Annotated in this window: 24 protein-coding genes; 14 read left to right on the top strand and 10 right to left on the bottom strand. The window is 64.1% G+C overall.

The window, feature by feature from the left end; all coding sequences use genetic code 11:
- Positions 1-79: 79 nt before the first annotated feature.
- The 6 genes from JN280_RS08495 (at position 80) to JN280_RS08470 (ending at position 6,627) form a co-directional block, all read left to right on the top strand.
- Positions 80-1,888, top strand: coding sequence for an acyl-CoA dehydrogenase (locus tag JN280_RS08495; protein ID WP_202311445.1), 1,809 nt, complete (start codon positions 80-82; stop codon positions 1,886-1,888).
- A gap of 35 nt (positions 1,889-1,923) precedes the next feature.
- A complete protein-coding gene (locus tag JN280_RS08490) occupies positions 1,924-3,144 on the top strand; it encodes a TetR/AcrR family transcriptional regulator (protein WP_202311444.1) in 1,221 nt (406 codons plus the stop codon).
- A gap of 102 nt (positions 3,145-3,246) precedes the next feature.
- Complete coding sequence (locus tag JN280_RS08485; protein ID WP_202311443.1) at positions 3,247-4,038, top strand: SDR family oxidoreductase; 792 nt, start codon at positions 3,247-3,249, stop codon at positions 4,036-4,038.
- A gap of 37 nt (positions 4,039-4,075) precedes the next feature.
- On the top strand, positions 4,076-4,969 hold the full coding sequence (locus tag JN280_RS08480; protein ID WP_202311442.1) for an SDR family NAD(P)-dependent oxidoreductase: 894 nt from the start codon (positions 4,076-4,078) through the stop codon (positions 4,967-4,969).
- Position 4,970: 1 nt separating this feature from the next.
- Positions 4,971-6,143 (top strand): acetyl-CoA C-acyltransferase, encoded by a 1,173-nt coding sequence (locus JN280_RS08475; protein ID WP_202311441.1) that lies wholly within the window; start codon positions 4,971-4,973, stop codon positions 6,141-6,143.
- A 1-nt stretch (position 6,144) separates the two neighbouring features.
- Positions 6,145-6,627 (top strand): MaoC family dehydratase, encoded by a 483-nt coding sequence (locus JN280_RS08470; RefSeq protein WP_202311440.1) that lies wholly within the window; start codon positions 6,145-6,147, stop codon positions 6,625-6,627.
- 165 nt (positions 6,628-6,792) lie between these two features.
- On the opposite strand, the gene panC is transcribed toward JN280_RS08470, so the two are convergent.
- From panC to JN280_RS08450, 4 genes are all read right to left on the bottom strand, one after another.
- The gene (gene panC / locus JN280_RS08465) at positions 6,793-7,683 is read right to left on the bottom strand and encodes a pantoate--beta-alanine ligase (protein ID WP_202311439.1); all 891 of its coding nucleotides are present in this window, start codon (positions 7,681-7,683) and stop codon (positions 6,793-6,795) included.
- Positions 7,680-8,525, bottom strand: a complete 846-nt coding sequence (gene panB, locus JN280_RS08460) for a 3-methyl-2-oxobutanoate hydroxymethyltransferase (protein ID WP_202314638.1) — start codon at positions 8,523-8,525, stop codon at positions 7,680-7,682. Before panB ends, panC begins: the two co-directional genes overlap by 4 nt.
- 647 nt (positions 8,526-9,172) lie before the next feature.
- A complete protein-coding gene (locus JN280_RS08455) occupies positions 9,173-10,465 on the bottom strand; it encodes a tyrosine-type recombinase/integrase (protein WP_202311438.1) in 1,293 nt (430 codons plus the stop codon).
- 504 nt (positions 10,466-10,969) lie between these two features.
- A complete protein-coding gene (locus JN280_RS08450) occupies positions 10,970-11,626 on the bottom strand; it encodes a MarR family winged helix-turn-helix transcriptional regulator (RefSeq protein ID WP_202311436.1) in 657 nt (218 codons plus the stop codon).
- A 114-nt stretch (positions 11,627-11,740) separates the two neighbouring features.
- Between JN280_RS08450 and JN280_RS08445 the strand changes: the two genes are divergently transcribed.
- Positions 11,741-12,481, top strand: a complete 741-nt coding sequence (locus JN280_RS08445) for a hypothetical protein (RefSeq protein WP_202314636.1) — start codon at positions 11,741-11,743, stop codon at positions 12,479-12,481.
- Between the two features lie 169 nt (positions 12,482-12,650).
- Here JN280_RS08445 and JN280_RS39955 read toward each other — a convergent pair whose 3' ends face one another.
- Entirely contained in the window at positions 12,651-12,785 is a 135-nt protein-coding gene (locus JN280_RS39955; RefSeq protein WP_274609071.1) for a hypothetical protein, read from the bottom strand.
- A gap of 348 nt (positions 12,786-13,133) precedes the next feature.
- On the opposite strand from JN280_RS39955, the gene JN280_RS08440 reads away from it, so the two are divergent.
- From JN280_RS08440 to JN280_RS08425, 4 genes are all read left to right on the top strand, one after another.
- Positions 13,134-14,597, top strand: a complete 1,464-nt coding sequence (locus JN280_RS08440) for a M28 family metallopeptidase (RefSeq protein ID WP_202311434.1) — start codon at positions 13,134-13,136, stop codon at positions 14,595-14,597.
- 54 nt (positions 14,598-14,651) lie between these two features.
- A complete protein-coding gene (locus tag JN280_RS08435; protein WP_202311432.1) occupies positions 14,652-14,954 on the top strand; it encodes a hypothetical protein in 303 nt (100 codons plus the stop codon).
- Positions 14,955-15,048: 94 nt separating this feature from the next.
- Entirely contained in the window at positions 15,049-16,767 is a 1,719-nt protein-coding gene (locus JN280_RS39340; protein ID WP_244743114.1) for a zinc metalloprotease, read from the top strand.
- Positions 16,768-16,886: 119 nt separating this feature from the next.
- The gene (locus tag JN280_RS08425; protein ID WP_202311430.1) at positions 16,887-17,840 is read left to right on the top strand and encodes an MvdC/MvdD family ATP grasp protein; all 954 of its coding nucleotides are present in this window, start codon (positions 16,887-16,889) and stop codon (positions 17,838-17,840) included.
- 175 nt (positions 17,841-18,015) lie between these two features.
- Here JN280_RS08425 and msrA read toward each other — a convergent pair whose 3' ends face one another.
- Positions 18,016-18,534, bottom strand: a complete 519-nt coding sequence (msrA, locus tag JN280_RS08420) for a peptide-methionine (S)-S-oxide reductase MsrA (protein WP_202314634.1) — start codon at positions 18,532-18,534, stop codon at positions 18,016-18,018.
- A gap of 347 nt (positions 18,535-18,881) precedes the next feature.
- Positions 18,882-19,526 (bottom strand): FMN-dependent NADH-azoreductase, encoded by a 645-nt coding sequence (locus JN280_RS08415; RefSeq protein ID WP_202311428.1) that lies wholly within the window; start codon positions 19,524-19,526, stop codon positions 18,882-18,884.
- 120 nt (positions 19,527-19,646) lie between these two features.
- On the opposite strand from JN280_RS08415, the gene JN280_RS08410 reads away from it, so the two are divergent.
- On the top strand, positions 19,647-20,558 hold the full coding sequence (locus tag JN280_RS08410; RefSeq protein ID WP_202311426.1) for a LysR family transcriptional regulator: 912 nt from the start codon (positions 19,647-19,649) through the stop codon (positions 20,556-20,558).
- 66 nt (positions 20,559-20,624) lie between these two features.
- On the opposite strand, the gene JN280_RS08405 is transcribed toward JN280_RS08410, so the two are convergent.
- Together JN280_RS08405 and JN280_RS08400 are read right to left on the bottom strand one after the other, a co-directional pair.
- Positions 20,625-21,863, bottom strand: a complete 1,239-nt coding sequence (locus JN280_RS08405) for an MFS transporter (protein ID WP_244743112.1) — start codon at positions 21,861-21,863, stop codon at positions 20,625-20,627.
- Positions 21,864-21,981: 118 nt separating this feature from the next.
- The gene (locus JN280_RS08400; protein ID WP_202311422.1) at positions 21,982-23,427 is read right to left on the bottom strand and encodes an amidase; all 1,446 of its coding nucleotides are present in this window, start codon (positions 23,425-23,427) and stop codon (positions 21,982-21,984) included.
- 177 nt (positions 23,428-23,604) lie between these two features.
- Here JN280_RS08400 and gcvA point away from each other — a divergent pair, with 177 nt between their 5' ends.
- Positions 23,605-24,483 (top strand): transcriptional regulator GcvA, encoded by an 879-nt coding sequence (gene gcvA / locus JN280_RS08395; RefSeq protein ID WP_202311420.1) that lies wholly within the window; start codon positions 23,605-23,607, stop codon positions 24,481-24,483.
- A 71-nt stretch (positions 24,484-24,554) separates the two neighbouring features.
- Here the strand turns inward: gcvA and JN280_RS08390 are convergent, their stop codons facing one another.
- On the bottom strand, positions 24,555-25,310 hold the full coding sequence (locus JN280_RS08390) for an alpha/beta fold hydrolase (RefSeq protein WP_202311417.1): 756 nt from the start codon (positions 25,308-25,310) through the stop codon (positions 24,555-24,557).
- A gap of 145 nt (positions 25,311-25,455) precedes the next feature.
- On the opposite strand from JN280_RS08390, the gene JN280_RS08385 reads away from it, so the two are divergent.
- Complete coding sequence (locus JN280_RS08385) at positions 25,456-25,908, top strand: MarR family winged helix-turn-helix transcriptional regulator (RefSeq protein ID WP_202311415.1); 453 nt, start codon at positions 25,456-25,458, stop codon at positions 25,906-25,908.
- Positions 25,909-25,978: the final 70 nt, after the last annotated feature.

Below are 25,978 nucleotides of genomic sequence, written 5' to 3'. Positions count from 1 at the left end.
ATTAAGTTGTACTGTTGTACAATTCGTCTTCACGCGATAGGTACGGATGCCGGTGCGCCGCGACAAGCTGGAGAGCGATATGTCTATGATCGTCGATCGTCGGGAACTCGATTTCGTCCTTTTCGAGCTTCTCGATGTCGCAGCGCTTCTCGAACATCCGCGTTTCGCCGCTTATGACCGGAGCGCGATCGGCCAGATGCTGGACACGGCCCAGAAGATCGCGGAGGACAAGTTCCTGCCGATCGCGGCAGAGGTCGACGCCAACGAGCCGAAGTTCGTGAACGGCAAGGTCGAAATGCCTGGCGGCACCAGGGAGGCGTTGCGCGCCTATGCGGAAGCGGGGTTCTTCGCGCTGCCTTTCCCAGAGGAGATCGGCGGCCTGCAGGCGCCATGGTTCCTGCACACCGCCATCGGCGGCATGTTCAGCTGCGCCAACACGGCCGTGACCAACTACGCCTTCCTGACGATCGCCGCGGCCAACCTGCTCAACGCCTTCGGCTCGGACGCCCTGAAGAGCACGTTCCTTCCGCCGATGCTGGAAGGGCGCTGGTTCGGCACGATGTGCCTTTCGGAGCCGCATGCCGGCTCCTCGCTCGGCGATATCCGCACCACGGCGACGAAGGGCGAGGATGACCTCTACCGGATCAGAGGCAGCAAGATGTGGATATCCGGCGGCGAGCAGGAGGTATCTAAGAACATTGTTCACATGGTGCTCGCCAAGATCCCCGGCGGGCCGGCGGGAACGAAGGGCATTTCACTCTTCCTCGTCCCGAAGCGACTTGTCAGCGAGGACGGCGCGGCGGGGCCGCTGAACCAGATCGCGCTAGCAGGACTCAACCACAAGATGGGCCAGCGCGGCACGACCAACTGCCTGCTCAATTTCGGCGAGGCCGGAGACTGCCTCGGCTACCTGATCGGGGAGCCGCATCGCGGCATCGAATACATGTTCCACATGATGAACGAGGCGAGGATCGGCGTCGGCCACGCTTCGGTGATGGCGGGACTTGGCGGCTATCTCTACTCCGCCGGTTACGCGCGGACACGCGCACAGGGGCGGCCCGTTGACCGCAAGAATCCCACCGGCCCGCAGGTGCCCATCATCGAGCATGCCGACGTCAGGCGCATGCTGATGGCGCAGAAGGCCGCCGTCGAAGGCGCCCAAGCGCTTTGCTTCTATTGCGCCACGCTCGTGGACGAACTGGCCGTGTGCGAGGGTGAGGAACGGCGCGGCTGGCTGTCCGCAATGCTCGGGCTGCTCACGCCGGTGGTGAAGTCGTGGCCGTCGGAACACTGTCTCGAGGCGAACAAGTGGGCCATCCAGATCCTCGGAGGGTACGGCTACACCCGCGACTATCCGGTCGAACGCTACTATCGCGACAACAGACTGAACCACATCCATGAAGGCACCTTCGGCATCCAGGGCATGGATCTACTCGGAAGAAAAGTGGCTGGCGATCGCGGCGAGACGCTGATGCGCTTTGCCGGGCAGATGCGCGAGGCAGCAATCCAGGCCGCGGAGATCGGACTTGGCGAAGACGCAAAGGCGCTGGCCGCCAGTATCGACGATCTGCTTGGGGCGACGCAGAACCTGCTGGAATGCAGGGATTCCGCGCAGCGCCTCGCCAACGCGACGATCTATCTCGACGCGTTCGGCCATATCATCATCGGCTGGATGTGGCTGCGCCAAGCGATCGTAGCGACGAAGGCGCTGGCGGCGGGTGGTCTGTGTCCGGTGGAGCGCGCATTTTACGAAGGCAAGCTGCTGACCTGCCGCTATTTCAACCGGCATGAGCTGCCGCTCGCGCGTGGGCGGCTGGCGCTTAGCGGATCGCTCGACAGGACGTGTCTCGACGCGCCCGGGGCGATGTTCGGGGACGCGGCGATTTGAACCAGAGCGGCAGGAGTCGCCGGCGGGCCGTCCAGATGAGGACGATTGTCACGCGCAGCAAGATCGCCGAAGGCGCAATCCATGTTCTCGCCCATGCGGGCGTAGCCGGCCTGACGCACCGCGAGGTCGCACGCGCGGCGGACGTCAGCCTCGCCGCGACGACTTATCACTTCGACACCAAGGCCGACATCATCGAGGAAGCCTCGCGCACGCTGCTGGACGGATATCTGCACGCTTTCCGAAGGCTGGCGACGCGGGTCGCGGAAGGAAGCGAAACAGGCGTAACGGGCCTGGCGGATCTGGTGGAGCGGATCGTCCTGAACGCGCTCGGCCGCGAGCGTATCCGGTCGCTGGCCTGGTCCGAGCTGATCTTGCACGGCGGCCGGACGACCGGCGGCCGGCGGCTCGCGCAGATCTGGTACGAACAGCTGGACGCGATCTGGTACGACATCGCGCGGCTGGTCGAACCGGCGGCGCCGAAGCATCGCGCGGGCGCGGCCGTCGATCTCACCATCGGCCTGACCTTCATCCTCCATCCTCTCGGCCTCGACCCCGCGGTTGCACGCGAACTTCTGGCCGGCCGGCTGGACCCTGAGGGGCTCCTGCGCGACATCGCGATTCCGGCTGGCGTGCGGCACGCCGATACGGATGGCGCTCCTTCCGACCCGTCCGCGCGATACGCCCAAACCCGACAAAGGATTTTGGAGGCGGCGATCGAGATCATCGTGAGGGAAGGCGCCGTCGCCCTCTCCCATCGCCGCGTGGCGGAGGTTGCCGGCATGGTGCGCAGCGGGCCGAGCTATTATTTCGCCACTATCGAAGAATTGCTGGCGACCGCTCAAAACGAGTTGTTCGAGCGCGCCAAGGCCCGCTACCGCTCCGGCCTCGACGCGGCCGGCGCCGCCGAGTTGGACGAGAGCCGCCTGCTCGACCTGACGACGGCGATTTTCTTCCGCGAGGCGCTCGAGTTCGGAAGCGAGAACATCGGCTACTACTCAGTCTGGATGAGCGCCGCGCAAAGCCCCTCGCTGCGGCCCGCTGTCGCCACGTCGCTTTTCGATCTCCACCGCGCCTGGTCGAGGCGGATCACATCCGCCCTCGGCAGGTCTCCCGGCGCGGGCGTTCCGCTGCACATGCAGGCGATCTTCATCGGCAAACTGGTGCGTGCGATCACGGCCGCCGTGGGCGTGCCCGATCTCGCCCGGGCCCGCGCAGATTTCGCCGACGTGCTGGCCGGTTCGCTTCCAGCACCGTGAAAATAACGGTACATCTGTACAAATATTGCTTGCCAGCGTCGTCGCAAGACCGTATCACGGCGACGCCGAAAGGCCGGACGCGAACGATAGCCGGAGACTACAATGCTCGATGCCTCAACCCTCTTCTCGCTGGAAGGTCGCGTCGCGCTGGTGACCGGCGGATCGCGAGGCATCGGCCGCATGATCGCCGAGGGTTTCCTCGCCCAGGGCGCCCGCGTCCACATCTCCGCACGCAAGGCCGACCAGTGTGAGGCCGCCGCCGAAGAGATGGGGGCTCGGTGCAAAGCGGTTCCCGCCGACGTATCGACCGTCGAGGGTGCGCACGACTTGGCCGCCCGCTTCCGCGCGGCCGAACCCGCACTCGACATTCTCGTCAACAATGCGGGCGCCGCCTGGGGATCGGAATTCGAAGAGTTTCCGGAGAAGGGCTGGGACAAGATCTTCGACCTCAACGTCAAGGCGCCCTTCTTCCTCACGCAGGCACTCTTCCCGCTTCTCAAGGCAGGCGCCGGCAATGGCCGGCCGGCAAAGGTAATCAACATCGGGTCGATCGACGGTCTGCGTATAAGCCCTTGGGAAACCTACAGCTATCAGGCATCCAAGGCGGCAATCCATCACCTGACCCGCCGGATGGCGGCGCGCCTGATCAAGGACAGCGTCGTCGTGAGCGCGATCGCGCCGGGCGCCTTCCCCTCGGCCATGAACCGCGCGGCGCGCGACAAGGGCGACGACTATCTGGCCTCCATCCCCGCCGGGCGGGTCGGACAGCCGGAAGACATCGCCGCGGCCGCGATCTACCTCGCGAGCCGCGCCGGCGACTACGTCGTCGGCGAGGTGCTGACGGTGGACGGGGGCGTGGTGTCAGCCTGTCCGCCGGAAATGGTGGAGCCGTGATGACGCCGCCGTCGAAACGCAAAGATGAGAGGGGTTGATGATCGATCTGTCAGGAAGGGTTGCCATCGTCACGGGCGCGGGAGGCGGACTGGGGCGCGAGCACGCCCTGCTGCTCGCTGCACGCGGCGCCCGCGTGGTGGTCAACGATGTCGCCCAGGCCGCGGCGGACGCCGTCGCGTACGAGATCAGGAAGGCCGGAGGCGAGGCGATCGGGGTCGGCGCTTCTGTCACGGATTTCGACGCGGTCAAAGCGATGGTCGACGCAACCATCACCCGCTGGAACAAGGTCGACATCCTCATCAACAATGCCGGCATCCTGCGCGACAAGACGTTCGCGAAGATGGACCTGGCGGATTTCCAGCTGGTCATCGACGTCCACCTGATGGGCTCGGTCAACTGCACCAAGGCGGTGTGGGACCATATGCGCGCCCAGAACTACGGCCGCATCGTCATGACGACGTCCTCTTCCGGCCTCTACGGCAATTTCGGCCAGTCCAACTACGGCGCCGCCAAGATGGCGCTGGTGGGCCTGATGCAGACGCTCGCGCTCGAGGGCGCCCGCAACAATATCCGCGTGAACTGCATCGCGCCCACCGCCGCGACGCAGATGCTGGACGGCTTGCTGCCGCAGGCCGAGATGGAGCGTCTCCGTCCCGCGCAGGTAAGTCCCGGCATCGTGGTCCTTGTCGGAGATGACGCCCCGACAAGGACAATCCTGTGCGCCGGTGCGGGCTCGTTCGAGGCGGCGCACATAACGCTGACGCAGGGCGTCCATATCGGCCAAGGGCCCGCCGCTCCCGAGGCTATCGTCGCCTCTTGGCCGAAGATCGTCGACCGCAAGGACGAGTTCGTTCCGGACGCCGGCGAAAGGCAAGGCCGGCTGGAATTACAGAAAGCCGGCTACACAAGAGATTCCGGAAAGGCAAACTGACATGCGTGATGCCCTGATCGTCTCGACGGCGAGAACCCCGATCGGCCGCGCCTATCGCGGCGCTTTCAACGCAACGCCCGCCCCGACACTGGCAGCCCATGCGCTGCGCGCGGCAGTCGAGCGCGCCGGCATGGAGCCCGACCGGATCGACGACTGCATCCTGGGCTGCTCGCTGCCGCAGGGCTCGCAGCAGACGATCGGCCGCATGGCGGCGCTGCGCGCCGGCCTGCCCGTCGAGGTGCCGGGGATGACCATGGACCGCCAGTGCTCGTCCGGCCTCATGACGATCGCGACGGGCGCGAAGCAAATCATCGTCGACCGCATGGAGACGGTGCTCGCCGGCGGTGTGGAGTCGATCTCGCTCGTGCAGACGCCGGAGTTGCGCGTCGACATCGATCCCGAGCTCGTGGCGATGCACGACGATGCCTACATGCCGATGATCGATACGGCCGAAACCGTCGCCAAGCGGTACGGCATCGCGCGCGAGCGGCAGGACGCCTATGCCCTCGAGTCGCAGCAGCGGACGGCGGCCGCGCAGGCGGCGGATCGCTTCGCCCGTGAAATCGTGCCGGTGATCGCCGTGAAGGCGATCGTGAACCGCGAAACCGGCGAAACGACGCGCAAGACGGTCACGCTCACGGCGGACGAAGGCAACAGGCCGGATACTAACCTCCAAGGACTGTCGGCCCTGAAGCCGGTCCGCGAGGGAGGATGCATCACGGCCGGCAACGCGAGCCAGCTGTCCGACGGAGCGTCCGCCTGCATCCTGATGGAGGCCAAGGCGGCCGAGAAGCGCGGCCTCGAGCCGCTTGGCCGCTATGTCGGAATGGCCGTCGCCGGCACCAAGCCCGACGAGATGGGCATCGGCCCGGTCTATGCCGTACCGAAGCTGCTGCAGCGCTTCGGCCTCGGCATCGACGATATCGACCTGTGGGAGCTGAACGAGGCTTTCGCGGTGCAGGTCCTTTATTGCCAGGACAAGCTCGGCATTCCCAACGAGTTGCTGAACGTGAATGGCGGCGCGATCTCGATCGGCCATCCCTACGGCATGTCGGGCGCACGGATGGTCGGCCACGCCCTCATCGAAGGCAAGCGGCGCGGCGTCAGGCACGTCGTCGTCACCATGTGCGTCGGCGGCGGCATGGGAGCCGCGGGCCTGTTCGAAATTCTCTGAAATGACGGCGACGATCGCAGCGGCGGAGTTGCAGGGGCGCGTCGGGCAGGAGATTGGCGTCTCGGACTGGGTGGAAGTAGACCAGTCGATGATCGACATGTTCGCCGACGCCACAAAGGATCACCAGTTCATCCACGTCAATCCCGAGCGCGCCCGGACAAGCCCGTTCGGCGGGACGATCGCGCACGGTTTCCTGACGCTCTCGCTTCTCAGCCACATGTACTACGACGCTCTGCCGCGCATCGAGAACATCGAGATGGGCGTGAACTACGGCATGAACCGCCTGCGTTTCCTCGCGCCAGTGAAGGCGGGGGAGCGGGTCCGCGGCCGCTTCGTATTGCGCGACGTGACCAGCAATGCAGCGAACCAGATCCTGACCACCTACGATGTCACCGTCGAAATCGAAGGTGCGGACAAACCGGCGCTGATCGCCGAATGGCTCACGCTCGCGGTGCTAGCGGATACGGCGAGCGCAGACGCATAGACCCCCGCCAAACAACGTCCGCGGCGGCGCGACTGCCGCGGACGGTTCAGCCACCAGACGCGTGCGTCCACCGCGCGAACTGTGGTTTGCCGCTGACTTTGATCTCGGATGGCCATTTCTCGTGCGAAGGACGACAACTGAGACTTCAAGCCGGAATGGAAGGCGTCAGGCCGCAGCGGCCGGAGCAACCACTTCCGCGGTGCCTTGCTTTGGCCGAACCCTCACATTGTCGATGAGACGAACGTCGCCCAGCCATACCGCGACGAGCAGGCGCGCGGGGCACTCCGCGGCCTCGAGTGGCGAAAGGTCATCGTCGGCCCGCAATTCGAGATATTCGACCTCCCGATAGCCGGCGGAGAGGATGATCTGCCGGGCCTCGGCGAAGACGTCTTGGGCCGGCGCCCCTGCCGCAAGCTGCTCGGCCGTCGCGAACAGGATTTCCGCGAGCTTCGGAGCCGCCTGGCGCTGTGCAGACGAGAGGCGGAGATTGCGCGACGACATCGCCAAGCCGTCCTCCTCGCGAACCGTCGGGCAGGCGACGATCTCTACGGGCAAATCGAGGTCGCGGACCATGCGACGCACGACGTGCAGCTGCTGGAAATCCTTTTCGCCGAAGAAGGCGAGATCAGCGCCCGTCTGGAGAAACAGCTTGGTCACCACCGTCGCCACGCCATCGAAATGGCCTGGGCGGTAGGTCCCGCACAAGCCTTCGCTCGTGCCTGCCACCGACACGGTGGTGGCGAAGCCGTCCGGATACATCTCCGGCCCGTCCGGCGCGTAGAGCATGTGCGCGCCCAGCGGCGCGAGCTTGGCGGCGTCCTCGTGCTCGGTGCGCGGATAGGCGGCGAGATCGGCTGCATTGTTGAACTGCTTCGGGTTGACGAAGAGCGTCACGATCACCCGGTCGGCCTGCTCGAGTGCGGCACGCACCAGGCTGAGATGGCCTTCGTGCAAAGCGCCCATGGTCGGCACGACGGCGACTTTCAGGCCATCGCGGTGCCAAGGGGCGACGATGCTGCGCAGTTCTGCGAAAGTACGGACGATCGGTATGCTCACGCTGCTTCTCCTCCTTTGATGGCTGTCGGCGCATCGCCGAAAACATGTTCCGCAGCCGGAAATCGGCGTTCCCTCACCTCCTGCGCATAGGCCGCGATCGCCGCTGACGCGGCCTGCCCGAGTTCGGCATAGCGCTTGACGAATTTCGGCCGGAAGTCGCCGAACAGCCCCAGCATATCGTCGACGACAAGGATCTGGCCGTCGCAGGCGGGCGAAGCGCCGATGCCGATCGTCGGTATGGTGATTTCCTCAGTGACCCGGCGGGCGAGCGGCTCGGGCACCTTTTCGAGCACGACCGCGAAGGCACCCGCGTCGGCCACCGCACGGGCATCGCGCCTGATGCGCTCGGCATCCTCGCCCCGGCCCTGCACGCGATAGCCGCCGAAGGCGTTGACCGCCTGCGGCGTCAAGCCGACATGGGCCATCACCGGAATGCCGCGCGCTGCTAGGAACCGGATCGTTTCGGCCATTGCCTCGCCGCCTTCGAGCTTAACGGCCGCGCAGCCGGTTTTCGCCATCACGCGGACGGCGTTGCGAAAGGCCTGCTCTGGGCCTTCCTCATAGGAGCCGAAGGGCATGTCGACGATCATCAGCGCGCGTTTGAGGCCGCGGCGGACGGCCTGGCCGTGCATGATCATCATCTCTAGCGTGACGCCGAGCGTGGACGGCAGGCCATGCAGAACCATGCTAACGCTGTCGCCGACCAGCACGACATCGCTATGGGGATCGACCAGCTTCGCGATGGGCGTGGTATATGCCGTTAGGCACACAAGCGGCGTTCTGCCCTTGCGCGCGCAAATATCCGGTGGGGTAAGAGCCTTGGCCTCTCCCGTTGCGCTCACGACGTCTCCTTCCCTTGCGTCAAACGCTGGGACAGGCGTTTTGCACAAATTTGTGCAGATGCGAAGGGAAAATTTGCATTGCACAACACAGCTGGCATGTCTACCTAAATCAGCGTCATCATCCAGCTCCGATATCCCGCCCTGCCGTTTGCCCTGATACATCCTGATATCCACGACTGCATCGGACAGAGCAACGACCACAGGCTGAGACCAAGAACCGGCATCGGCCAGCGCCGTGACCTGAAGGCGGATCTGATCGCCGTGGTTACGGCCGTGGTGGACAACCAGCCCGTTGTGCTGACCATCGGGGCAAGGCCCCCCTGATTATCCCTCCCTTAGGCCGCAGCGGCAGAAACATCGAAACGGGTTTCAATGGATGCTTCTCTAGCCTGCTTACCTGCGTAGCTTGGCTACATGGCGCCTGAAGAGGAAAACCACATGATCTTCCGTAGTGGGTAATGCAATGTAGCGGTCCCCCGCAACCATCTTTACTGGCATCGACAACAGACTATGATCGACGCCGCCCTGGATTCGACCCTGCGGGCCTGCCGTTCCCCAAAATGCAATGTTTCGGCGGTGAGCGCGAAGAGATACGTGGGCGAGGATGTTAGCCCCCAACTATCGTCGCATCCAGCAGGGACGGGCTCTTACACCGGAACCCGTGCCAAAGTCTTCGAGCGAAGCAGCTTCATCTCTCGGACAGTCGCGACTTCTCCGCCCTCCAGAAGGCGGGCAATCTCGGCCGCGACCTGATCTGCCGCTATGACGAGCGCTGTGTCGAGATGAACGTAGCGCTGCGTGACTCCACGCGGCGCATGCCCGAGGAGGCCGGAAATCGTCAGCTCGCTAAAGCCCAACGAGGCCGCGATGCTGGCAAAGGTGTGTCTTAAGGTATGTGGGGTAACGTTGTTCAGACCCGCGCGTAAACACACCCGGTCGAGCACCCTCACGACACCGATGAAGTGGCCTTCACCCCAGTCGGCCGGGAAGACAAACGGCGACGGACTGCGCTGTCCCTGGCTGAGCAGGTGGGCAATCGCAGCGTCCCCAACTGCCCGCAACTGGGGGCCCGACTTCGTGTCCGGGAATGCGACGCAGTTGCCCTCCGGCTCGATCCATTCCCTGCGCATCCCCAGGACCTCCATGCGGCGGAAACCGGTCAGCAGCATCGCCCGGATCGCGGCAAGGCCCGTCGGGTGCTCGCCCTCGTGCTCGATCTGCATCATGATCTTGCCAAGGTGCCGAATCTCGCCGGCGCTGAGGCGGCGCTTGAGCTTCTCCGAAGCGATAATGCGAACTCCATTCGCCGGGCTCTGTTCGATCAACCCGAGCCGACGGGCATGATTGAGGAGACTTCGCAATGTGCTGATGGCGCGCGCCGCCACACCAGCTCCGCCAGAAGTCTGCCCTCCGCGGCCCGGCCGATGCGAGCGCGCCGTCTTGCCGGCGGCAATGTCGGCCTGGAGCCGTTCGATATCGGCAAGACGAAGGCGGCTCACCACCCGCGTACCGATCAGCGGCTTGATGTGCTGCTCGATGCGGCTCCTATCGCCGGCCACCGAGGACGCCTTGATCGGCCGCCTGTTCCGGCCGAGGAGCCGTCCCGCTTCGGCCTCTTCGAGGTACCAGTCGCAAACTTCAGCCACGGTCATGCCCTCACGGGCTGCACGACGCTCGGCCGAAGGATCGCCACCGTCGACAACGGAAGCGAGCTTCTTCTTGGCCAGATCGCGGGCAAGTTCGACCGTCAGAACGCCGAACTGACCGATGACGAAGCGTCGCGTGCGCCGCTCAGCGTTGCGGTATTGGATCAGAAACGTCTTCGTTCCGGAGGGCTTTACGCGAACGCCGAAGCCGCGGACCTCGGTGTCCCACACGAACACATCGCGCTCCGGATCATGTTGCAGTGCATCAACGATCCTCTTGGTCAGTTTCGGCATCGCCGGACTCCTTCAGGCTGGATTTGCGTTTCAAATCAGATGCCTGCGAGGAGGGCGGAGGACGCGCACGCGCCAATCTGCTTCCCCACGCAGTTGCAGCATGAGCGGGGAAGCAGGGGGGAAGCAGTTGAAAGGGAATCAGGGGTTCTTCTAGCGTACCTACGGCGGCACGCCTGTCAATGTAAGTGGTTGATCGATCGTAGTTTTTCGGGTTATAGCGTAGAATGACCTGCTGTGGCGAAAACGACCTGATCCGGTTGCCAAGGTTGGGGTCGAGGGTTCGAATCCCTTCGCCCGCTCCAGTTTCCTCAAGGAAATCAGCAATTCAGCAGGCGCCTTCCGGGGCGCTTTCTGCTTGTGCGCACGCAGGCGGTGCGGGTTCAGGCATCGTGCAAACATCGACACCGCATCGCCGGATCTGACGGAAGGGGCCTGGCACCTGCCCTGTACCGAAGCACCTCCCTGCAAGCAGTGTCATTTCGACGCCGCCGGCCAACCTCAGTCCTACAAAGGCGCGGCGGCGGGAACTCGGAAGCGCTCCCATGCGGCCGAGCGTTGCTCGGCAGGCGCTTCCTCCTGTTCCGCACAGTTGAGGCGCAGGTGTCTGTCGCCGAAGGCCGCGTCCACATAGGCGCAGTGGTGGGGGTTCAAAACATCGTCATGAACGTTGGGCCGGAAGTGGCGGCAGGTGATGCACATACGCTGCAGCGGAATGTCTCCATTCTCCTGCAGCGCCCGGACGATCTTGACGAGAGAGCGCAGGAAGCCTGCCTGCTCGTCCGGCTCGAGAGACTCGACCGCGCGCGTCAGGAAGTCCGGCCACTCGTCCGTACGATCCGCCAGCGTCTTGCCCGCAGGCGTGAGCTTCAAGGCGATAGACCGCTTGTCGGGACCGGCCTCCTTCGCAGCCAGACCCTTTGAGACGAGCGAGTTGACCGCATCGCTGGCGGTGGGCGCCGACACGCCGAGCAGTTCCGCCAGCGCCGAAAGCCGCAGGCCCTTGGGCGCTTCGCGGAGGAGGCCAAGCGCCTGGCCCTGCGTCGGCGTGACTCCGGCCCCACCAGCACCCTTCCACGCGCGGCTCTTGAGCGCGAGCGCGATCTTCGCCAGGCCCGCGGTCACGCGCTTGGCGATAGGCTCGCTGATCGCGTCGAAGGTCATCTATTTAGGACTCCTAACATTCAGCTTGACCAACTTCCAATGAAGTGATTATTAGCACTCCTAACGGTTCTTGTCGATGCGAGGCCGTGGACCCGAGGAGAAATCAAAATGACCATGCTCCAGACGACGCTGCGGGCAATGCTCGCTGGCGCAACGGCGACGCTTACTCTGACGGCGGCCGCCTCCGCTCACCCCATAGACGCGGCCAAAGGCAACGCTCAGCCGACGGACTTTGACATCGTGCGCACCGAGATCGTCCTCGCGGGCGACGACCTTGTTTTCCGCATGGCGGTAAGCGGCAAGGCCGGTTCATCGAAGCCCGCACCTTCGGGCAAGCTCGCCGGTTCCACCGTCTACTCTTATGTCTGGCCGACCGGTCTCAACTCAGGGGCGGTCGGGTTCGAGAACGATCAGGACATCCTTGCCTTTGCCGTGACCTCACACCCCGACTTCGACGACACGCCGCTCTATGACGAGAACGGCGACGGCGACAATGCCAATGACGGCGATCTGTGGCACAGCCATTGGGTCGTGCTCGTGCCGGACGACGCCTGCGGCAATGGCGCGCTCAAGGTTCGCGACATACCGGAGGGCGCCAAGCCGAAACTGCCGAAGACCTGGCCCAGCCTGCCCATCCTCATCGACAGCCCTGGTCACAAGCCGCAGATCGCCGGACCGCAGGTGACGGTGCGTGCGCCGGCGGCTTCACTCGGGCCGACGGAAGGCGTGACGTTCGACGGAGTGACCGCAGGGCTGCGCGTCAGCGCGTCGGTACACTCGCCGCTGCTCTGCGTCGCCAACGTCTTTGACGTGGCGAGCGGCGACCTCAGCCTGCCTGGCCGCGTAGTGGAGTGATACGGGATTGAACCTGCAATGCCCGTCAGCCGGCTCCCCAATGGGATATCGTGCAGCGGCTGAACAGTGACGCACCGCTCGATCTTGCCGCCTTGCGGAGTCGGGCGGTGGTTGCCGCCGCCTTTTCAGACGCTCTGCCCGGGATGCGTCTAGACCACCGTGCTGCGGCTCAGGCGGGTCCACGCATTTGTTGTCTTCCGACGAGGTCGCTGTCGAGGGCCGGCACACCGTCTTCGATCTCCATGAGGCGGATCGGCCCGCCCTGCTTGCCGCCTTCGTTCATACGGGCAGAGCGTCGCGGCATGGCTTGTCCGGAACGGCCACCCGATCGATGGGCCCAAAGCACTATGAGGACGCCCTGCGCGGACGACCGGGAAGCGGCCGAAAAGGCCGACGCCGGCTGGTGTCAGGGCGAGTTCGCGGGGCCCTGAGCGTACCGCAAGCCGCGGTAGCCGGAGCTATATTCCTGCCTGTTGTTGTGGCATCTGCCAACCGGATCGCTTGCACTCACCCTCTCGCGTGACATTCTGTTACGAGGGCTGCTTCATCTTGAAATCGATTGACAGCGATAGAGATGAGCATTAATATAATACATGAATCCTGAAATACTTTCCAATATTGATTGGTGCCGGTCAGGTTGAGGCGGCAGGCCATGCGTTGGAAAATTCTCAAGGTTGCGTCCAGAGCGCTGGGTAAACTGCTCGACGAAGCGGACGCGCGATGGGTTCGCTTTGGCGACGAAGTGTTTTTTTATGCTCCCGGAGCCAAGCTGAAAGCGCTCCGCCCGGGTGACGGCGAGGATGTCACGACGGTGCGGCAGGGCGATGACGACCTGCCGCTCGGCAATTTTCACCTGGTCGCACAGATGGGACGCAGCTTCCAGCGCGAACATCCGGACGTCAGGGTGCTGTTCGACAAGGGCCGCTATATCGTGGTTGATCTCGAACGTGACAAGGCCGAAGCGATCCGCGCCGAAGGACACAGCTGTTTCGTCATCGAGCCGCTCGGCGACCGGCGGGTAATGTTCGACATTCGGCCTGCCGGCGCGCCGGTCCGCAAGCAGCCACGGGCCTCGGCAATGGCCAACGCCGTAAGCAGCCCGGCGTTCAGCGGGGACCTTGAACATCTCGTCAGTCTCCAGACGCGCCTGTCGACCAGCACCGACTTTCTCGGCGCAGCCAACTGGGCACTGACCCGACTTTCGGGCTTCGGCTACGCGATCGGCATGCGGCCGATCGCGGTCGGCAACCTCGGCCCCAGCGTCAATGTCGTCGCGACCAAGGCAAGCACCGCGGCCTCGCCCGGCGAGGTGATCATCACCGCGCATCTCGATTCGATCAATCACGAGGACGGTCCGGCCGGACCGGCGCCCGGCGCCGACGACAACGCCAGCGGTTCGGCGGGCGTGCTGGAGCTTGCCCGCCTTGTCGCGATGCGGGAGTTCGAGCATGACGTGACCTTCGTCCTGTTCGGCGGCGAGGAACAGGGCTTGTTCGGGAGCAGGCAATATGTCGCCTCCCTGGCGGCCGACGAAAGGGCGCGCATCCGCGGCGTGATCAACATGGACATGGTAGGCCGCATCAACGCGCCGCCGGCAACCGTCATGCTGGAGGGCGCCCCGGTCAGCCAGGATCTGATCGACCGGCTGGCGGATGCCGCCGCCGCCCATACGTCTCTGGCCGTCCAGATTTCGCTCAATCCATTCGCCAGCGATCACGTTCCCTTTATCGAGGCCGGCATTCCAGCCGTGCTGACGATCGAAGGAGGCGACAGCGCCAACGACGCGGTCCATACGGCGCGTGACACGCTGGACCGCGTCGATCCGGCCTTCGCGGTCGAGATTCTCAAGATGAACATCGCGACGATTGCCGAGCTGGCCGGCGTCAGGGAGACGGTGGTGCTGACCCCTCTTTCCTGCTGCAGCCCGTTCACCAGCGGCACCTTGCCCAGCCCGGCAGGAGACATCAATCGGACGCTCGCGGCGCATCTGAACCAGTTGATCGCGCAATACCGTCGTCTCGAAGGCGAGCGGCGGCTGCAGGCCGAGGACTACCAGTCCTGGCAGGACGTGCGGCAGATGCTCGAGAGCTTGCCTGGACAAGGGCGACCGGCCTGACGTGCCGGCCAGCAGCGTTCGCTGGCGATCGCCGGCGCCCGAACGGAGACGATGATGACCGATATCAAGAAAATGACGAAAAACTGGGTGGAGGTGCGGGAGGAAAGCTCCCCCGGTCGCATCGTCCTGCGGCCCGACAGTTACAATCTGCCGCCGGCGCGCGGCCGCCGCCACCTTGACCTCAGTTCCCGGTCACAGGCGCTCGCCAAGTCGCCGGGCCCTGCCGACAAGCTCGAAAGTGTCGCAGGCACATGGTCGGTGGACGGCGACGAGCTCCATTTGTCGGCGCCGGGCTGGGAAGGACACTACTCCATCGAGCAACTCACGGAGGATTTGCTCGTCATCTCGAAAAAGTAGCTCGCCGGTACGGCGAGTGTGTCTGTCGAATTCGTGCGCAGTCTCGAAATCCATCTTTCTTGCAAACCACCATCCCAGATGAGGAGGTAAGGAAATGGCAGACGCAGAACCCCCCAAACGGCGACAATGCGGCACGATGCACGTGCACCATCGCCTGCTCGCCACGTCGCCGCGCTATGCCGAGGCCCGGCAGCGGATCGAAGAGCAGGCATTCAGGGTGGAAATGGGCATGGCGGCCGCGGCGCGGCCAGGCTGCACGGAAATCCCGGTGGTGGTGCATGTCGTCCACAAGACGCCGGCGCAGAACATCTCCCAGGCGCAGATCGACAGCCAGATCAAGGTGCTGAACGAGGACTTCCGCAAGCAGAACGCCGATGTCGCGAACACGCCGGCTCCGTTTGCGCCGCTGGCGGCAGATTCGCGCATCCAGTTCAAACTGGCGACGACCGACCCGAGCGGCAATCCGACCGACGGCATCGTGCGCAAGAGGACCGACCGCGACGGTTTCAACGACAATGACGACGTCAAGTCCGATGCGACCGGCGGCAGCACTGCATGGCCGGCGGATCAGTATCTCAACATGTGGGTATGCCAGCTGACCGGCGGCCTTTTGGGTTACGCCCAGTTTCCCGGCGGTCCGGCGGCTACCGACGGTGTCGTCATCACGCACACCGCCTTCGGCACGACGGGCACCGCCGCGCCTCCGTTCAATCTCGGCCGCACGGCCACGCACGAGGTCGGGCACTGGCTCAATCTGCGTCATATCTGGGGCGACGACGGCGATGGCTGCGGCGGCAGCGACTTCGTTGCCGACACCCCCAACCAGGGCGGCAGCAACTTCGGCGCGCCGACATTCCCGACCATATCGTGCAACAACGGTCCGAACGGCGACATGTTCATGAACTACATGGACTATGTCGACGATATCGCCATGGTCATGTTCACGCAGGGGCAGGCATCCCGCATGCAGGCTGCTCTGGACGGCCCGCGCGCGATGATCGGGTCCAACATCCCTTGCGTGGGGGCCAAGATACCGGTCAAGGACACTCCGAAGGACGCTATCAAGGAGGGTCCGAAAGATCAGCCGAAGGACCTCGTGAAGGAGACTCCCAAGGATATTCCGAAGGATGTCATCAAGGAGCCGCCGAAGGACCTGCCCAAGGACCCGCCGAAGGACTTCCCCAAGGATCCGCCGAAGGAGTTCCCCAAGGATCCGCCGAAGGAGTTCCCCAAAGATCCGCCCAAGGATTTCCCGAAGGACAATCCCAAGGACCTTGTCAAGGAGCCCCCGAAGGATCTGCCGAAAGATCCGCCGAAGGACCTGCCCAAGGACCCGCCGAAGGACTTCCCCAAGGATCCGCCGAAGGAGTTCCCCAAGGATCCGCCCAAGGATTTCCCGAAGGACAATCCGAAGGATCTTATCAAGGAGCCCCCGAAGGAGGGCCACAAGGACTTTCCGAAGGACGCGATCAAGGACGGCCCGAAGGACAATCCCAAGGATCTCGTCAAGGAGGCAATTCACGATCCGCAGAAGGACGTCTTCGAAACTCCGATCGATTGGCCGAAATCGGCGCTGGAGCCGCCGATCGACCTGCCGGGTATCCCCGGCGGTCCGGGCGGAACTCCTTTCGTGCTGGCAACGGGACAGGCTGCCGCCGCGGCAGCCCAACAAGCCCGTGCGCAGGCGGCAGCCTCCTATCAGGTGCTGCTCAGCCACTACGCTCAGTTGCATCGCCGCGGCATGCTTGACGCCCAAGGGCTCGAAGGCTGGAGGCAGGCTTGGGCTGCCTACAGGCAACTCGGCGGGGCCTGAGCGTGACAAGAGCCCGGCGGCCCGGCCGCCGGGCTCTCCCTTCCCCGGCTTTCTCATTCTGCCGCCCTCGCGCCGCTGCCGATCCGGCGAGGGCGCATCCCACATCAACAGAGGTCGCCGTGATCCTGATCGTATCGTTCCTCGACAACCAGCATGTGCACAAGGTCATCGAGCACCTGACCGTGGATCACGCAGTCGTCGACGTATCCTGGTTTCCGGAAAGGATGCGGCTCAACGCATATGCCGGAGCCGTGGAGAACGGGCATTTCTTCGACCTTCCCGATGGACGTCGGGTTGCACTCGATAAAGTCGGCGCGGTCTGGTATCGGCGTATCCGCAACATGACGGTCGCGCCGGAGGTGACGGAAGGCACTGCACGTCTGTTTGCGTGGTCGGAGTCGAACGAAGCCCTGCTGGGCGTCTGGTACGCAATGCGCTGTTTCTGGATGAACCCGCCGACAGCGGACGAAATGGCGTTGCGCAAGGTGCATCAGCTGCGCGTCGCGCGGCGACACGGCTTGGCCATACCCGAGACGCTGGTCAGCAACAGCCCGCAGGAAGCGTTCGCCTTCATCGAACGTCACGGCGTCGGCAAGGTGATCCGGAAGGCCTTCCGCAACATTCAGGAGGCGCCAAGGGAAACCGCAATCGTGACACGCGACGACCTGGCGCTGATCGAGTCGGTTCGCTTTGCTCCGGTCATCTTCCAGTCCTTCGTGCCGGCACAGCTGGATCTTCGGGTGACCGTGATCGATGGCGACATTTTTGCGGCGTCGATAGCATCGGATGCCGATCACCAAGTCGATTACCGCAAGGGTCTCGGTACCGCGGCGGTTCGGCCGTATACGCTGCCGGACGATGTCGCGAAGAAACTCCTCGGGCTGATGGACGAGATGAACCTGAAATTCGGCGCGGTCGATTTCCGGGTCACGCCGTCAGGCGAACATGTCTTCCTGGAGGTCAACCCCGCCGGCGAGTATCTCTTCATCTCCGAACGCACCGGCCAGCCGATCCCCCAGGCGATCGCCGCGACGCTCGAGCGGCATGCGCGACAGCACCGCGCGGAAATCTGACTTGAAGCATGTCTGCCTAACTGAGGAGCGGTTTCGGGACAGGTCCGATGCTACAGGAAATTGATAGAGCGACGGCGCCGATTCCATCGGTGCGTCCGCCGCCCTGGCATGTCTGCTTGAGAATGCGCCGCGGGCCGGGGCCGGCGCGACAGGCGCGGCCCCGGACATCTTTCCGCTATCCGGCCTGGCGAAACGTCTCGCGTTTCGGGAGCTTCCAGTTCGGCCGCGGGAAATGGCAGGTATAGCCGTTGGGATAACGCTCGAGATAATCCTGATGCTCCGGTTCGGCCTCCCAGAAATCGCCGACCGGCGTCACCTCGGTCACCACTTTGCCCGGCCAGAGGCCCGACGCATCCACGTCCGAGATCGTGTCTTCGGCGACGCGCTTTTGTTCGTCATTCGTGTAGAAGATCGCCGAACGATAACTCGTGCCGACATCGTTGCCCTGGCGGTTGCGCGTGGTCGGGTCATGAATCTGGAAGAAGAATTCCAGCAGGTGGCGATAGCCGATCCTCGCCGGATCGAAAATGATCTCGATCGCCTCGGCATGACTGCCATGATTGCGATAGGTGGCATTGGGCACGTCGCCACCGGAATAGCCGACGCGTGTGGATACAACGCCGGGATAGCGGCGGATCAGATCCTGCATCCCCCAGAAGCATCCGCCGGCAAGCACCGCGCGTTCTGTCGTCATGGTCTCACTCCTCGGTTCTCGGATTCGCCCATGATATAGGCATCGCCGAGCGCCATTATCAGAGTACGGCAAACCGATCTCGAGACGCCGATTGCGGCTCAGGCCGCGCATCGGCCGATTGCGCCCAACCTTCTTCGAAGCGCGCCCCCAAATTGGACGCAGCGCTGCATTGCCTGGACCGGACATGGTGGCATTCGCGACCTTGTCAGGCAGGCCCGCTGCCGGAGTCGTTTTCCGATCCGTTCGGCTAATCGCCTTGACGCCACGACCACAATGATGGCTGGCCATGCCAGCCATCGCATTTGCGCCTGGCGATCCCGTGGGCCGCAGCCCTGTTCCTTCGCCGTTCAGGCGGCCTGCGCGACCTGCGGTTCGGCCAGATCCGCGGAAATGGCGTCGGTACGGTCCGAAGCGTCGGCGAGGCCTTTCTTGACCGAGTCTTCGCCAAGGGCAGTACCTTCGATGCGGATGACCTCCACATCCGTCATGCCGTTGAAAGCCAGGACTTGCTTCAGATACGGCCCTGCGAAATCCGCCGCCGCGGCGGGACCTTCCGAATAGACGCCGCCTGACGCGATCACCACATAGACCTTCTTGCCCTTGACCAGCCCTTCGGGGCCGTTTGCGTCGTAGCGGAAGGTGCGGCCGGCACGGGAGATGTGATCGATCCAGCTTTTGAGCGTCGAAGGAATCGAGAAGTTCACCATCCCCATCGCCAGGATGACGTGATCGGCAGCCAGCAACTCGTCGACGACGGAGTCGGAAACGGCGACCAGTTCGGCCTGCGCCGCGGTGCGAACCTCGGGCGGCGTGTAGATGCCCGATGCGTAGTCGGGGACGATATGCGGCAGAGGCTGCGCGACCAGATCGTGATGCACGACCTTGCTGCCCGGCAGGGCCGCCTTCAGCTTGTCGGCCAGTTCGATTGCGACCTTGGAGGAGATTGAAGCGGAGCCGCGCGGGCTCGATGTGACGAGGAGTATGTTGGACATCGGTCTCTTCCTTCCATTCGCCGAAACGCCGTCGGCGTGAGTTTCCCGGTTGAGATAGGATGAGTGACCGGTTGAAAAAATCGATATAATGTCGATGCTTTCCATCGATGAGATAGATACATGAGTGGAGCCAACCCCACGCTCGATCAGTTGCAGGTATTCCTCGCCGTCGCCGAGCAGGGCAGTTTTTCGGCCGCGGCTCGCAAGCTGAACCGAGCCCAGTCCGTGATCAGCTACACGATCGCCAACCTCGAGACGCAGCTCGATCTGAAGCTTTTCCTGCGCGAAGGCGTGCGTGAGCCGCGGCTCACGCCCGAAGGCCAGGCCATGCTGGTCGATGCCAGGCGTATTGCCGGCGCGCTGCAGGCGATCCGCGCCCGTGCCCGGGGACTGAAACAGGGGATCGAGGCCGAGTTGGCCATCGCGGTCGACGTGGTGCTGCCCGCGCCTGCGCTGGTGAAGGTGCTGAAGACATTCGACGCGCAGTTCCCGACTGTGCCTCTGCGCCTCAGCATCGGCGCGATCGGCATCGTGTGGCAGCAGTTGCTTGCCCGGCAGTGCGACGTCAGCTTCGGTGGCCAGGCCTTGAATCTCAGCGATGAACTCGCCGCCATCCGCATCGGCGAAACGACGATGGTTCCGGTCGCGGCGCCGGATCATCCGCTCGCGCTCTATCCTGGCCGCGTACCACTCTCGGTGGTGCGCGATCACATCCAGCTGGTCGTCTCAGACGTATCGAAGATGACGGAAGGGCAGGATTTCGGGGTCTATGCGTACCGGACCTGGCGCATGACCGATACGGCGACCAAGCGCAACCTGATCCTCTCCGGGCTGGGCTGGGGCGGCCTGCCGTTATGGATGATCGAGGCGGACGTCGCCGTCGGGCGGCTGGTGAAGCTCGACCTGGAGCCCTATCCGCCGGCCGGCTATCCGGCCTTCGCCTTCCATCGCAACGACACCCCGCCTGGGCCGGCCGGAAGGTGGTTGATCGAGCGGTTCCGCTCCGAGCTGCTGCCGACCGAGCAGGTCTGACGCATCAGGCCGAGCTGTCCGTGCCGGTCCCGCGACCTCATCTGCGGACGGATACCGCTATCGAGACTATGACATCAATCTGATCGGCGAGACGGTCCTGCTCGTCGCAAGGGCGATGGTGGCAGCGACCAGGTTTGCCGCCACGCTGGCCGCGATCGGAAGGAAGTAACTGTGGCTGACGTCGAAGGCAAAACCCGCTGCGCTGGGGCCGACAAGCGTTCCGATCGCGACACTGGTGTAGAGGACCCCGATGATCCCGCTGACATTGCGCCCGCCGAAATGATCGGAAACGATGGCCGGCAGAATAGCGACCCAGCCGCCGTAGAAGATCCCGAATGCAAGCGCGAAGATCGCAAGTGACCAGAATCCGCCTGCGGCAGCCCAGAAGACGAGTGATGCCGCCATGCCCACATACATCGCGACAAGGAAGGCATCCCTGCCCACCCTGTCGGCCACTCCGCCCAGGAAAAAGCGGCCTGCGGTGCTCCCCACGCCGATCGCCCCGAGCAGCATGACGGCAGCCGCCGTCGGGACCTGGCGATCGATCGCATAGGGAACCAGATGCACGAATGGGACAAAGACGCCGAACGCGCTGATGAGGCATGCCGCATAGAGGCCGAGGAAACGCGCGCTGCGGATGGCTTCACCGACCGACAAGCCCTGTCGCACGACCGCGCGTGAGGTCGGCTCCAGAGGGCCACCGTCCGGTTCAAGGCCGCGTTGGCGCGGGTCGTCCTCGATAAGGAGCGAAGCGCCGACCCCAACGGCCGCAGCACCGACTCCCAGAACGAGATAGGTTTCACGCCAGCCGGTCACCGTGATCAGCATGGTCGCGAGCGGCGGCATCACCAGCGTGCCCACGCCGATGCCGCTCACCGCCAGGCCGGACGCGAAGCCGCGTCGCCTGACGAACCAGCGCTGCACCGCCCCGATCGCCGGGACATAGGCGCAACCGACCCCGAGGCCGATCCCGAGCCCATAGGCTGCATAGACCTGGACGATCGTTTCCGCCTGGCTGGCAAGAACGAGGCCGAGGCCGACGAGCAGCATTCCGCAGACGGCGAGCCTTCTCGCGCCCCAGCGGTCAGCGAGCGGTCCCGAAACAACGCCGAGCCCGAAATACAGGAAACCGGCGATCGAGAAGACGAGCGACACCGCCCCGCGCGAAGCTCCGAACTCCTCCTGCAACGCTTCGACGAAGGAACCGAATGTGTAGGCGCTGCCGAAACCGACAAAGGTCACCACGAAAGCTGCGGCGACCACGACCCACCCGTGGAACAATCTGTCCTGGTCCTGCCTGTTCATGGTCATTCTCCGGTCCAGGACCTCTGTATGCGCATAGCGTCGTCGGCCGTTTTGGACAAAGGGATTGCTTGTCTCCCATGCAAACGGATTGGCGCGAAGGGGCGAACGATCCGCCTGCTCATATCGTCATCTCCGCAGTCATCGGACCGCCTTCCAGAATCATCGCCGGGTGGCGGTTATGCCACGTCGTGACGTTCTGGAATGCCGCGCCCGCGCGCAGCAGCATCGCCTCCCGGAGATGACCTGCAACGAGTTGCAGGCCGATCGGCATGCCCTCGCCCGTGAAGCCGGCGGGGAAGGAAAGCGTCGGATGGCCGCTCATGTCGAACGGGCAGGTATAGCGTTGCAATGCGGCAACGAGGTCCGGCCGTTCGCCAAGCGTGGCGACGGCGGCCAGCATCAGGGGCGCGAAGGGTTGGACGGGCGTCAGCAAAAGGTCGATGGAACGAAAGAGGTTCTCGACGCGGCCACGGAAGGCTGCGCGCCGCAGCAGGATCTTCTGATACGCGGTGCCCGACACGGCCTGCCCGGCCTCGATCACAGAGGCGAGAATGGACCCGTACTGCTCCTTGTGCGCCGCATAGGTGCCTTCATGGGCGACGGCTGCCTCGACCGCGCAATTCGGAACCCAGTCAGCGACGATCTGGTCGACATCCGGAAACGCGATCGGTACGAGCTCCGCACCGAGTTCTGCGAACACTGCCGCTGCCGCGGCAAGCACCGCCTGCGTCTCAGGGTCGACGTCCCCACTGTTCCATTGCGCGTCGATGCCGATGCGTAATCCGCCTGCGCCGATCCGCGTCACGGCCATGTAGTCCGGTACCGGGTCGTTGGATGTGGTGGGGTCGCGTGGATCGTGGCCTGCGATCGCCGCGAGCATAGCGCCCGCGTCGACGACGCTCCGCGCGATTGTTCCGACATGGTCGAGAGAAGCCGCGAGCTCGAAGACACCGTGGCGGCTGACACGGCCCCATGTCGGCTTGATGCCGGTCGTGCCGTTTGCCGCACAGGGCCAGCGAATGGAGCCGCCCGTGTCCGAGGCGATCGCTCCGAAACACAGGCCTGCCGCCGTCGCTACGGCTGAGCCGCTGGAGGAGATTCCCGTCCAATAGTCCCCGTTCCACGGATTGCACGGCGGTATCACGGACGGATGGTGGTCCGAATAGGCACCTTCCGTCAGTTGTGTCTTCCCGATGAGAACTGCGCCCGCCGCCCTCAGCCGCCGGACGACCGTGGCATCCTCGGCAGGCACAAAATTCTTGTAGACAGTGGTTCCCGCCGCAGTCGGTACACCTTCGATCCAGCACAGATCCTTGATCGCGACCGGCACGCCATGCAGCGGTCCGCGATAGCGGCCGGCGGCTATCTCTTCGTCGGCGGCTTCGGCCTGTATACGCGCGGCAGTGTCGAGCACCTGCACATAGCTGTGCAGGCGTCCATCCAGCATCGCGATGCGCTGAAGCTGTGCCTCCAGCAAGGCGCGCGACGAAACGGTTCGGCTCCTTATCAATGCGCCCACATCCATGAGCCCGAGAAAGGCCAGATCGGCAATCGGATCGGTCATTCCTTGCTCCGTCAGAGCGCTGTTCGGACAAGCGCCCAAAGCAGAAAAACTCATTCTTTCCCTCCGCGCGCCTTGCGCTTCTGCATTCAAGAGTTCAATGTCCCTCTTGTAAAACATGTGCGCGGGCGCCTCCGCAAACCAGAATTCCTTTCCGGATCAGATTAGAATAACTAAACTATGGCTCAGCGACTGCCGCCCCTCAACGCCCTCAAGGCCTTCGAGGCAGCGGCGCGCCATCTTTCGGTCAAGGCGGCCGCGGAGGAGTTGTTCGTTACTCCGGGCGCCGTCAGCCAGATGCTCAAGACGCTGGAGACCCATCTCGGGGTAAGGCTCTTCGAGCGGGTGAACCGGGGCATCCATCTGACGCCGGCGGGGCGCGACTACCTTCCATCCATCCGCAATGCCTTTCGCCAGATCGCGGACGCAACACGCCGTGTCGCCGCCTCGACCGACAGCGGCGTGCTGACGATCAGCGTCACGCCGTTTTTCGCGTCGGCCTGGTTGGTTCCGCGCATGAAGTCTTTCCAGGACGCGCATCCCGAGATCGATCTCCAGATCGTCACGAGCAACGCCCTGGTCGATTTCTCGCGCAGCGGCGTCGATGTGGCCATACGCCACGGTTTGGGGCGCTATGGCGGTCTTCGAAGCGACCGGGTCGTGGCGGTCGAAATGGTGGTGGTGGCCGCGCCCTCCCTGGTCGAGCGGCTCGGCCTGCCGGCCGGGGCGGAGGATCTGGTTCGTTGGCCGCATGTGCACGACGCCGAACGCAAGGGCTGGAGCCTATGGTTCCAGAGCAACGGGATCGAAGAACTTCGTGCTCCGCGGGGGCCGTCCTTCGACGATTCGAGCCTGCTGCTGAAAGCGGTGCTCGGCGGGCAGGGCGCAGGACTGTTGCCGGCTGCGATGGTCGCGGGCGAGGTCGAGGGCGGGCAACTCGTAAAGCTTTTGGAGGAGACCCACATGGAGGACTTCGCCTACTATCTGGTCTGCCCGGAAGTCACTCAGAACGATCCGAAGATCGCGACCTTCAGGGAATGGATATTGGGACGCTCTTGAGCGCCCGACACGGCAGAAGGCACATTGCGGCGCCGTGGCCCTCGGGCTGCGGCGCCGCATCGGCATTCACTTCACTCAGCCGCGGCGGCCTGTTCGATCAGCGCGGCAACGGCCTCGGGCTCGGAGACGTAGACGGCGTGACTGCCGCGGGTCTCGACAACCGTGGCGCCGGCGCGCTCGGCCATCTTGCGCTGGGCCGCAGGCGGTATCATGCGGTCATCGGTTGCCACCAGGTAGAAGCTCTTCCTGGTCTTCCAGGCGGGCACGGTCACCGCGCCGGTCAGCGCCTGGACACCCCAGGGCACCTGCGAATCCGCCATGAAGGCTGCGGTCTCGGGGTCGACATCGGCCGCGAAGGAGGCGGCGAACTTCTGCTTGTCGAGGAACAGGTAGCCGTCGACCGGCGGCAGGATCGGCGGGACCGGCGCGCCGGCGGGCGGGTTGGCGATGAGGGAGGAGACGGATTCGCCCTTGTCCGGCGCGAAGGCTGCGATGTAGACGACCGACTTCACCTTTTCGTCGGTTCCGGCCTCGCTCACGACGACGCCGCCGTAAGAGTGACCGACGAGAACGACCGGGCCGTCCTGCTCAGCGATCGCGCGTTTCGTCACCGCCACGTCGTCGGCGAGCGAGGTTGTCGGGTTCTGGACGATGGTCACGTTGTAGCCGTCCCTCTTCAATATGTCGTAGACGCCCTGCCAGCCGGAGCCGTCGACGAAGCCGCCATGGACGAGGACGACGTTTTTGGCGGCCGGGGCGGCCTGGGCGGTGCCGAGGGCTGTCGCGGTGATGGCGATAACGGCGGCGGAAGCGAGGAACTTGGTCATTGCGGATCTCCTTGATTAACTATTGCGATAATCATTATCGCGATATTAAACTGTATAAACGACAGCTCGGACCTTGTAAACAGGTTATTTATCGCGATATCGTTTTTTGTGATACGGAATCCGCCAAACCGCCCAGGAGACCACGATGATCGACGAACCCACCCTGCCGCTGGACAGCCAGCTCTGCTTTTCGATCTATTCGGCTTCGCTGGCGATCCAGCGCGTCTACAAGCCCATGCTGGACGAGTTGGGCGTCACCTACACACAATATCTTGTGCTGAGCGCCCTTTGGGAAAAGAACGGCTTGACGATCTCGGCGATCGCGGATCGGCTGGCCCTCGAGCCGAGCACGATCACCCCGGCAGTGAAGAGGCTGGAGGCTGCGGGCTTTGTCGAACGTCGTCGCAGTACCGTGGACGAGCGTCAGGTCGAAGTGCACCTGTCGCCCAAAGGCAGTTCGCTTCATCGGAAGACAGGCTGCCTCACCGCCTCGCTCCTTCGCCACTCAGGCTTTGCCCCGCATGAGATGATCGACCTCAACATCACGGTTCAGCGACTGCGGGATGGCATGAGCAAAGCGATTGAAGTCGCGGACTGACGCTCATTGTGAAGGATGCGTCCCTTCCAGCGGAAACTCCGCTCCGCCGGAAGGGTATCCGGCCGTTCGG

The organism is Mesorhizobium sp. L-8-10, assembly GCF_016756635.1.
GTDB lineage: Bacteria > Pseudomonadota > Alphaproteobacteria > Rhizobiales > Rhizobiaceae.
This window is presented reverse-complemented; position numbering and strand designations above follow the sequence as displayed.

Excerpts from the sequence above, each read along its gene's own strand:
- JN280_RS08495 (WP_202311445.1), top strand. The coding sequence starts at position 80 with ATGTCTATGATCGTCGATCGTCGGGAACTCGATTTCGTCCTTTTCGAG.
- JN280_RS08490 (WP_202311444.1), top strand. The coding sequence starts at position 1,924 with ATGAGGACGATTGTCACGCGCAGCAAGATCGCCGAAGGCGCAATCCAT.
- JN280_RS08485 (WP_202311443.1), top strand. The coding sequence starts at position 3,247 with ATGCTCGATGCCTCAACCCTCTTCTCGCTGGAAGGTCGCGTCGCGCTG.
- JN280_RS08480 (WP_202311442.1), top strand. The coding sequence starts at position 4,076 with ATGATCGATCTGTCAGGAAGGGTTGCCATCGTCACGGGCGCGGGAGGC.
- JN280_RS08475 (WP_202311441.1), top strand. The coding sequence starts at position 4,971 with ATGCGTGATGCCCTGATCGTCTCGACGGCGAGAACCCCGATCGGCCGC.
- JN280_RS08470 (WP_202311440.1), top strand. The coding sequence starts at position 6,145 with ATGACGGCGACGATCGCAGCGGCGGAGTTGCAGGGGCGCGTCGGGCAG.
- JN280_RS08455 (WP_202311438.1), bottom strand. The coding sequence starts at position 10,465 with ATGCCGAAACTGACCAAGAGGATCGTTGATGCACTGCAACATGATCCG.
- JN280_RS08450 (WP_202311436.1), bottom strand. The coding sequence starts at position 11,626 with ATGACCTTCGACGCGATCAGCGAGCCTATCGCCAAGCGCGTGACCGCG.
- JN280_RS08445 (WP_202314636.1), top strand. The coding sequence starts at position 11,741 with ATGCTCCAGACGACGCTGCGGGCAATGCTCGCTGGCGCAACGGCGACG.
- JN280_RS39955 (WP_274609071.1), bottom strand. The coding sequence starts at position 12,785 with ATGCCGCGACGCTCTGCCCGTATGAACGAAGGCGGCAAGCAGGGCGGG.
- JN280_RS08440 (WP_202311434.1), top strand. The coding sequence starts at position 13,134 with ATGCGTTGGAAAATTCTCAAGGTTGCGTCCAGAGCGCTGGGTAAACTG.
- JN280_RS08435 (WP_202311432.1), top strand. The coding sequence starts at position 14,652 with ATGACCGATATCAAGAAAATGACGAAAAACTGGGTGGAGGTGCGGGAG.
- JN280_RS39340 (WP_244743114.1), top strand. The coding sequence starts at position 15,049 with ATGGCAGACGCAGAACCCCCCAAACGGCGACAATGCGGCACGATGCAC.
- msrA (WP_202314634.1), bottom strand. The coding sequence starts at position 18,534 with ATGACGACAGAACGCGCGGTGCTTGCCGGCGGATGCTTCTGGGGGATG.
- JN280_RS08415 (WP_202311428.1), bottom strand. The coding sequence starts at position 19,526 with ATGTCCAACATACTCCTCGTCACATCGAGCCCGCGCGGCTCCGCTTCA.
- JN280_RS08410 (WP_202311426.1), top strand. The coding sequence starts at position 19,647 with ATGAGTGGAGCCAACCCCACGCTCGATCAGTTGCAGGTATTCCTCGCC.
- JN280_RS08405 (WP_244743112.1), bottom strand. The coding sequence starts at position 21,863 with ATGAACAGGCAGGACCAGGACAGATTGTTCCACGGGTGGGTCGTGGTC.
- JN280_RS08400 (WP_202311422.1), bottom strand. The coding sequence starts at position 23,427 with ATGACCGATCCGATTGCCGATCTGGCCTTTCTCGGGCTCATGGATGTG.
- gcvA (WP_202311420.1), top strand. The coding sequence starts at position 23,605 with ATGGCTCAGCGACTGCCGCCCCTCAACGCCCTCAAGGCCTTCGAGGCA.
- JN280_RS08390 (WP_202311417.1), bottom strand. The coding sequence starts at position 25,310 with ATGACCAAGTTCCTCGCTTCCGCCGCCGTTATCGCCATCACCGCGACA.
- JN280_RS08385 (WP_202311415.1), top strand. The coding sequence starts at position 25,456 with ATGATCGACGAACCCACCCTGCCGCTGGACAGCCAGCTCTGCTTTTCG.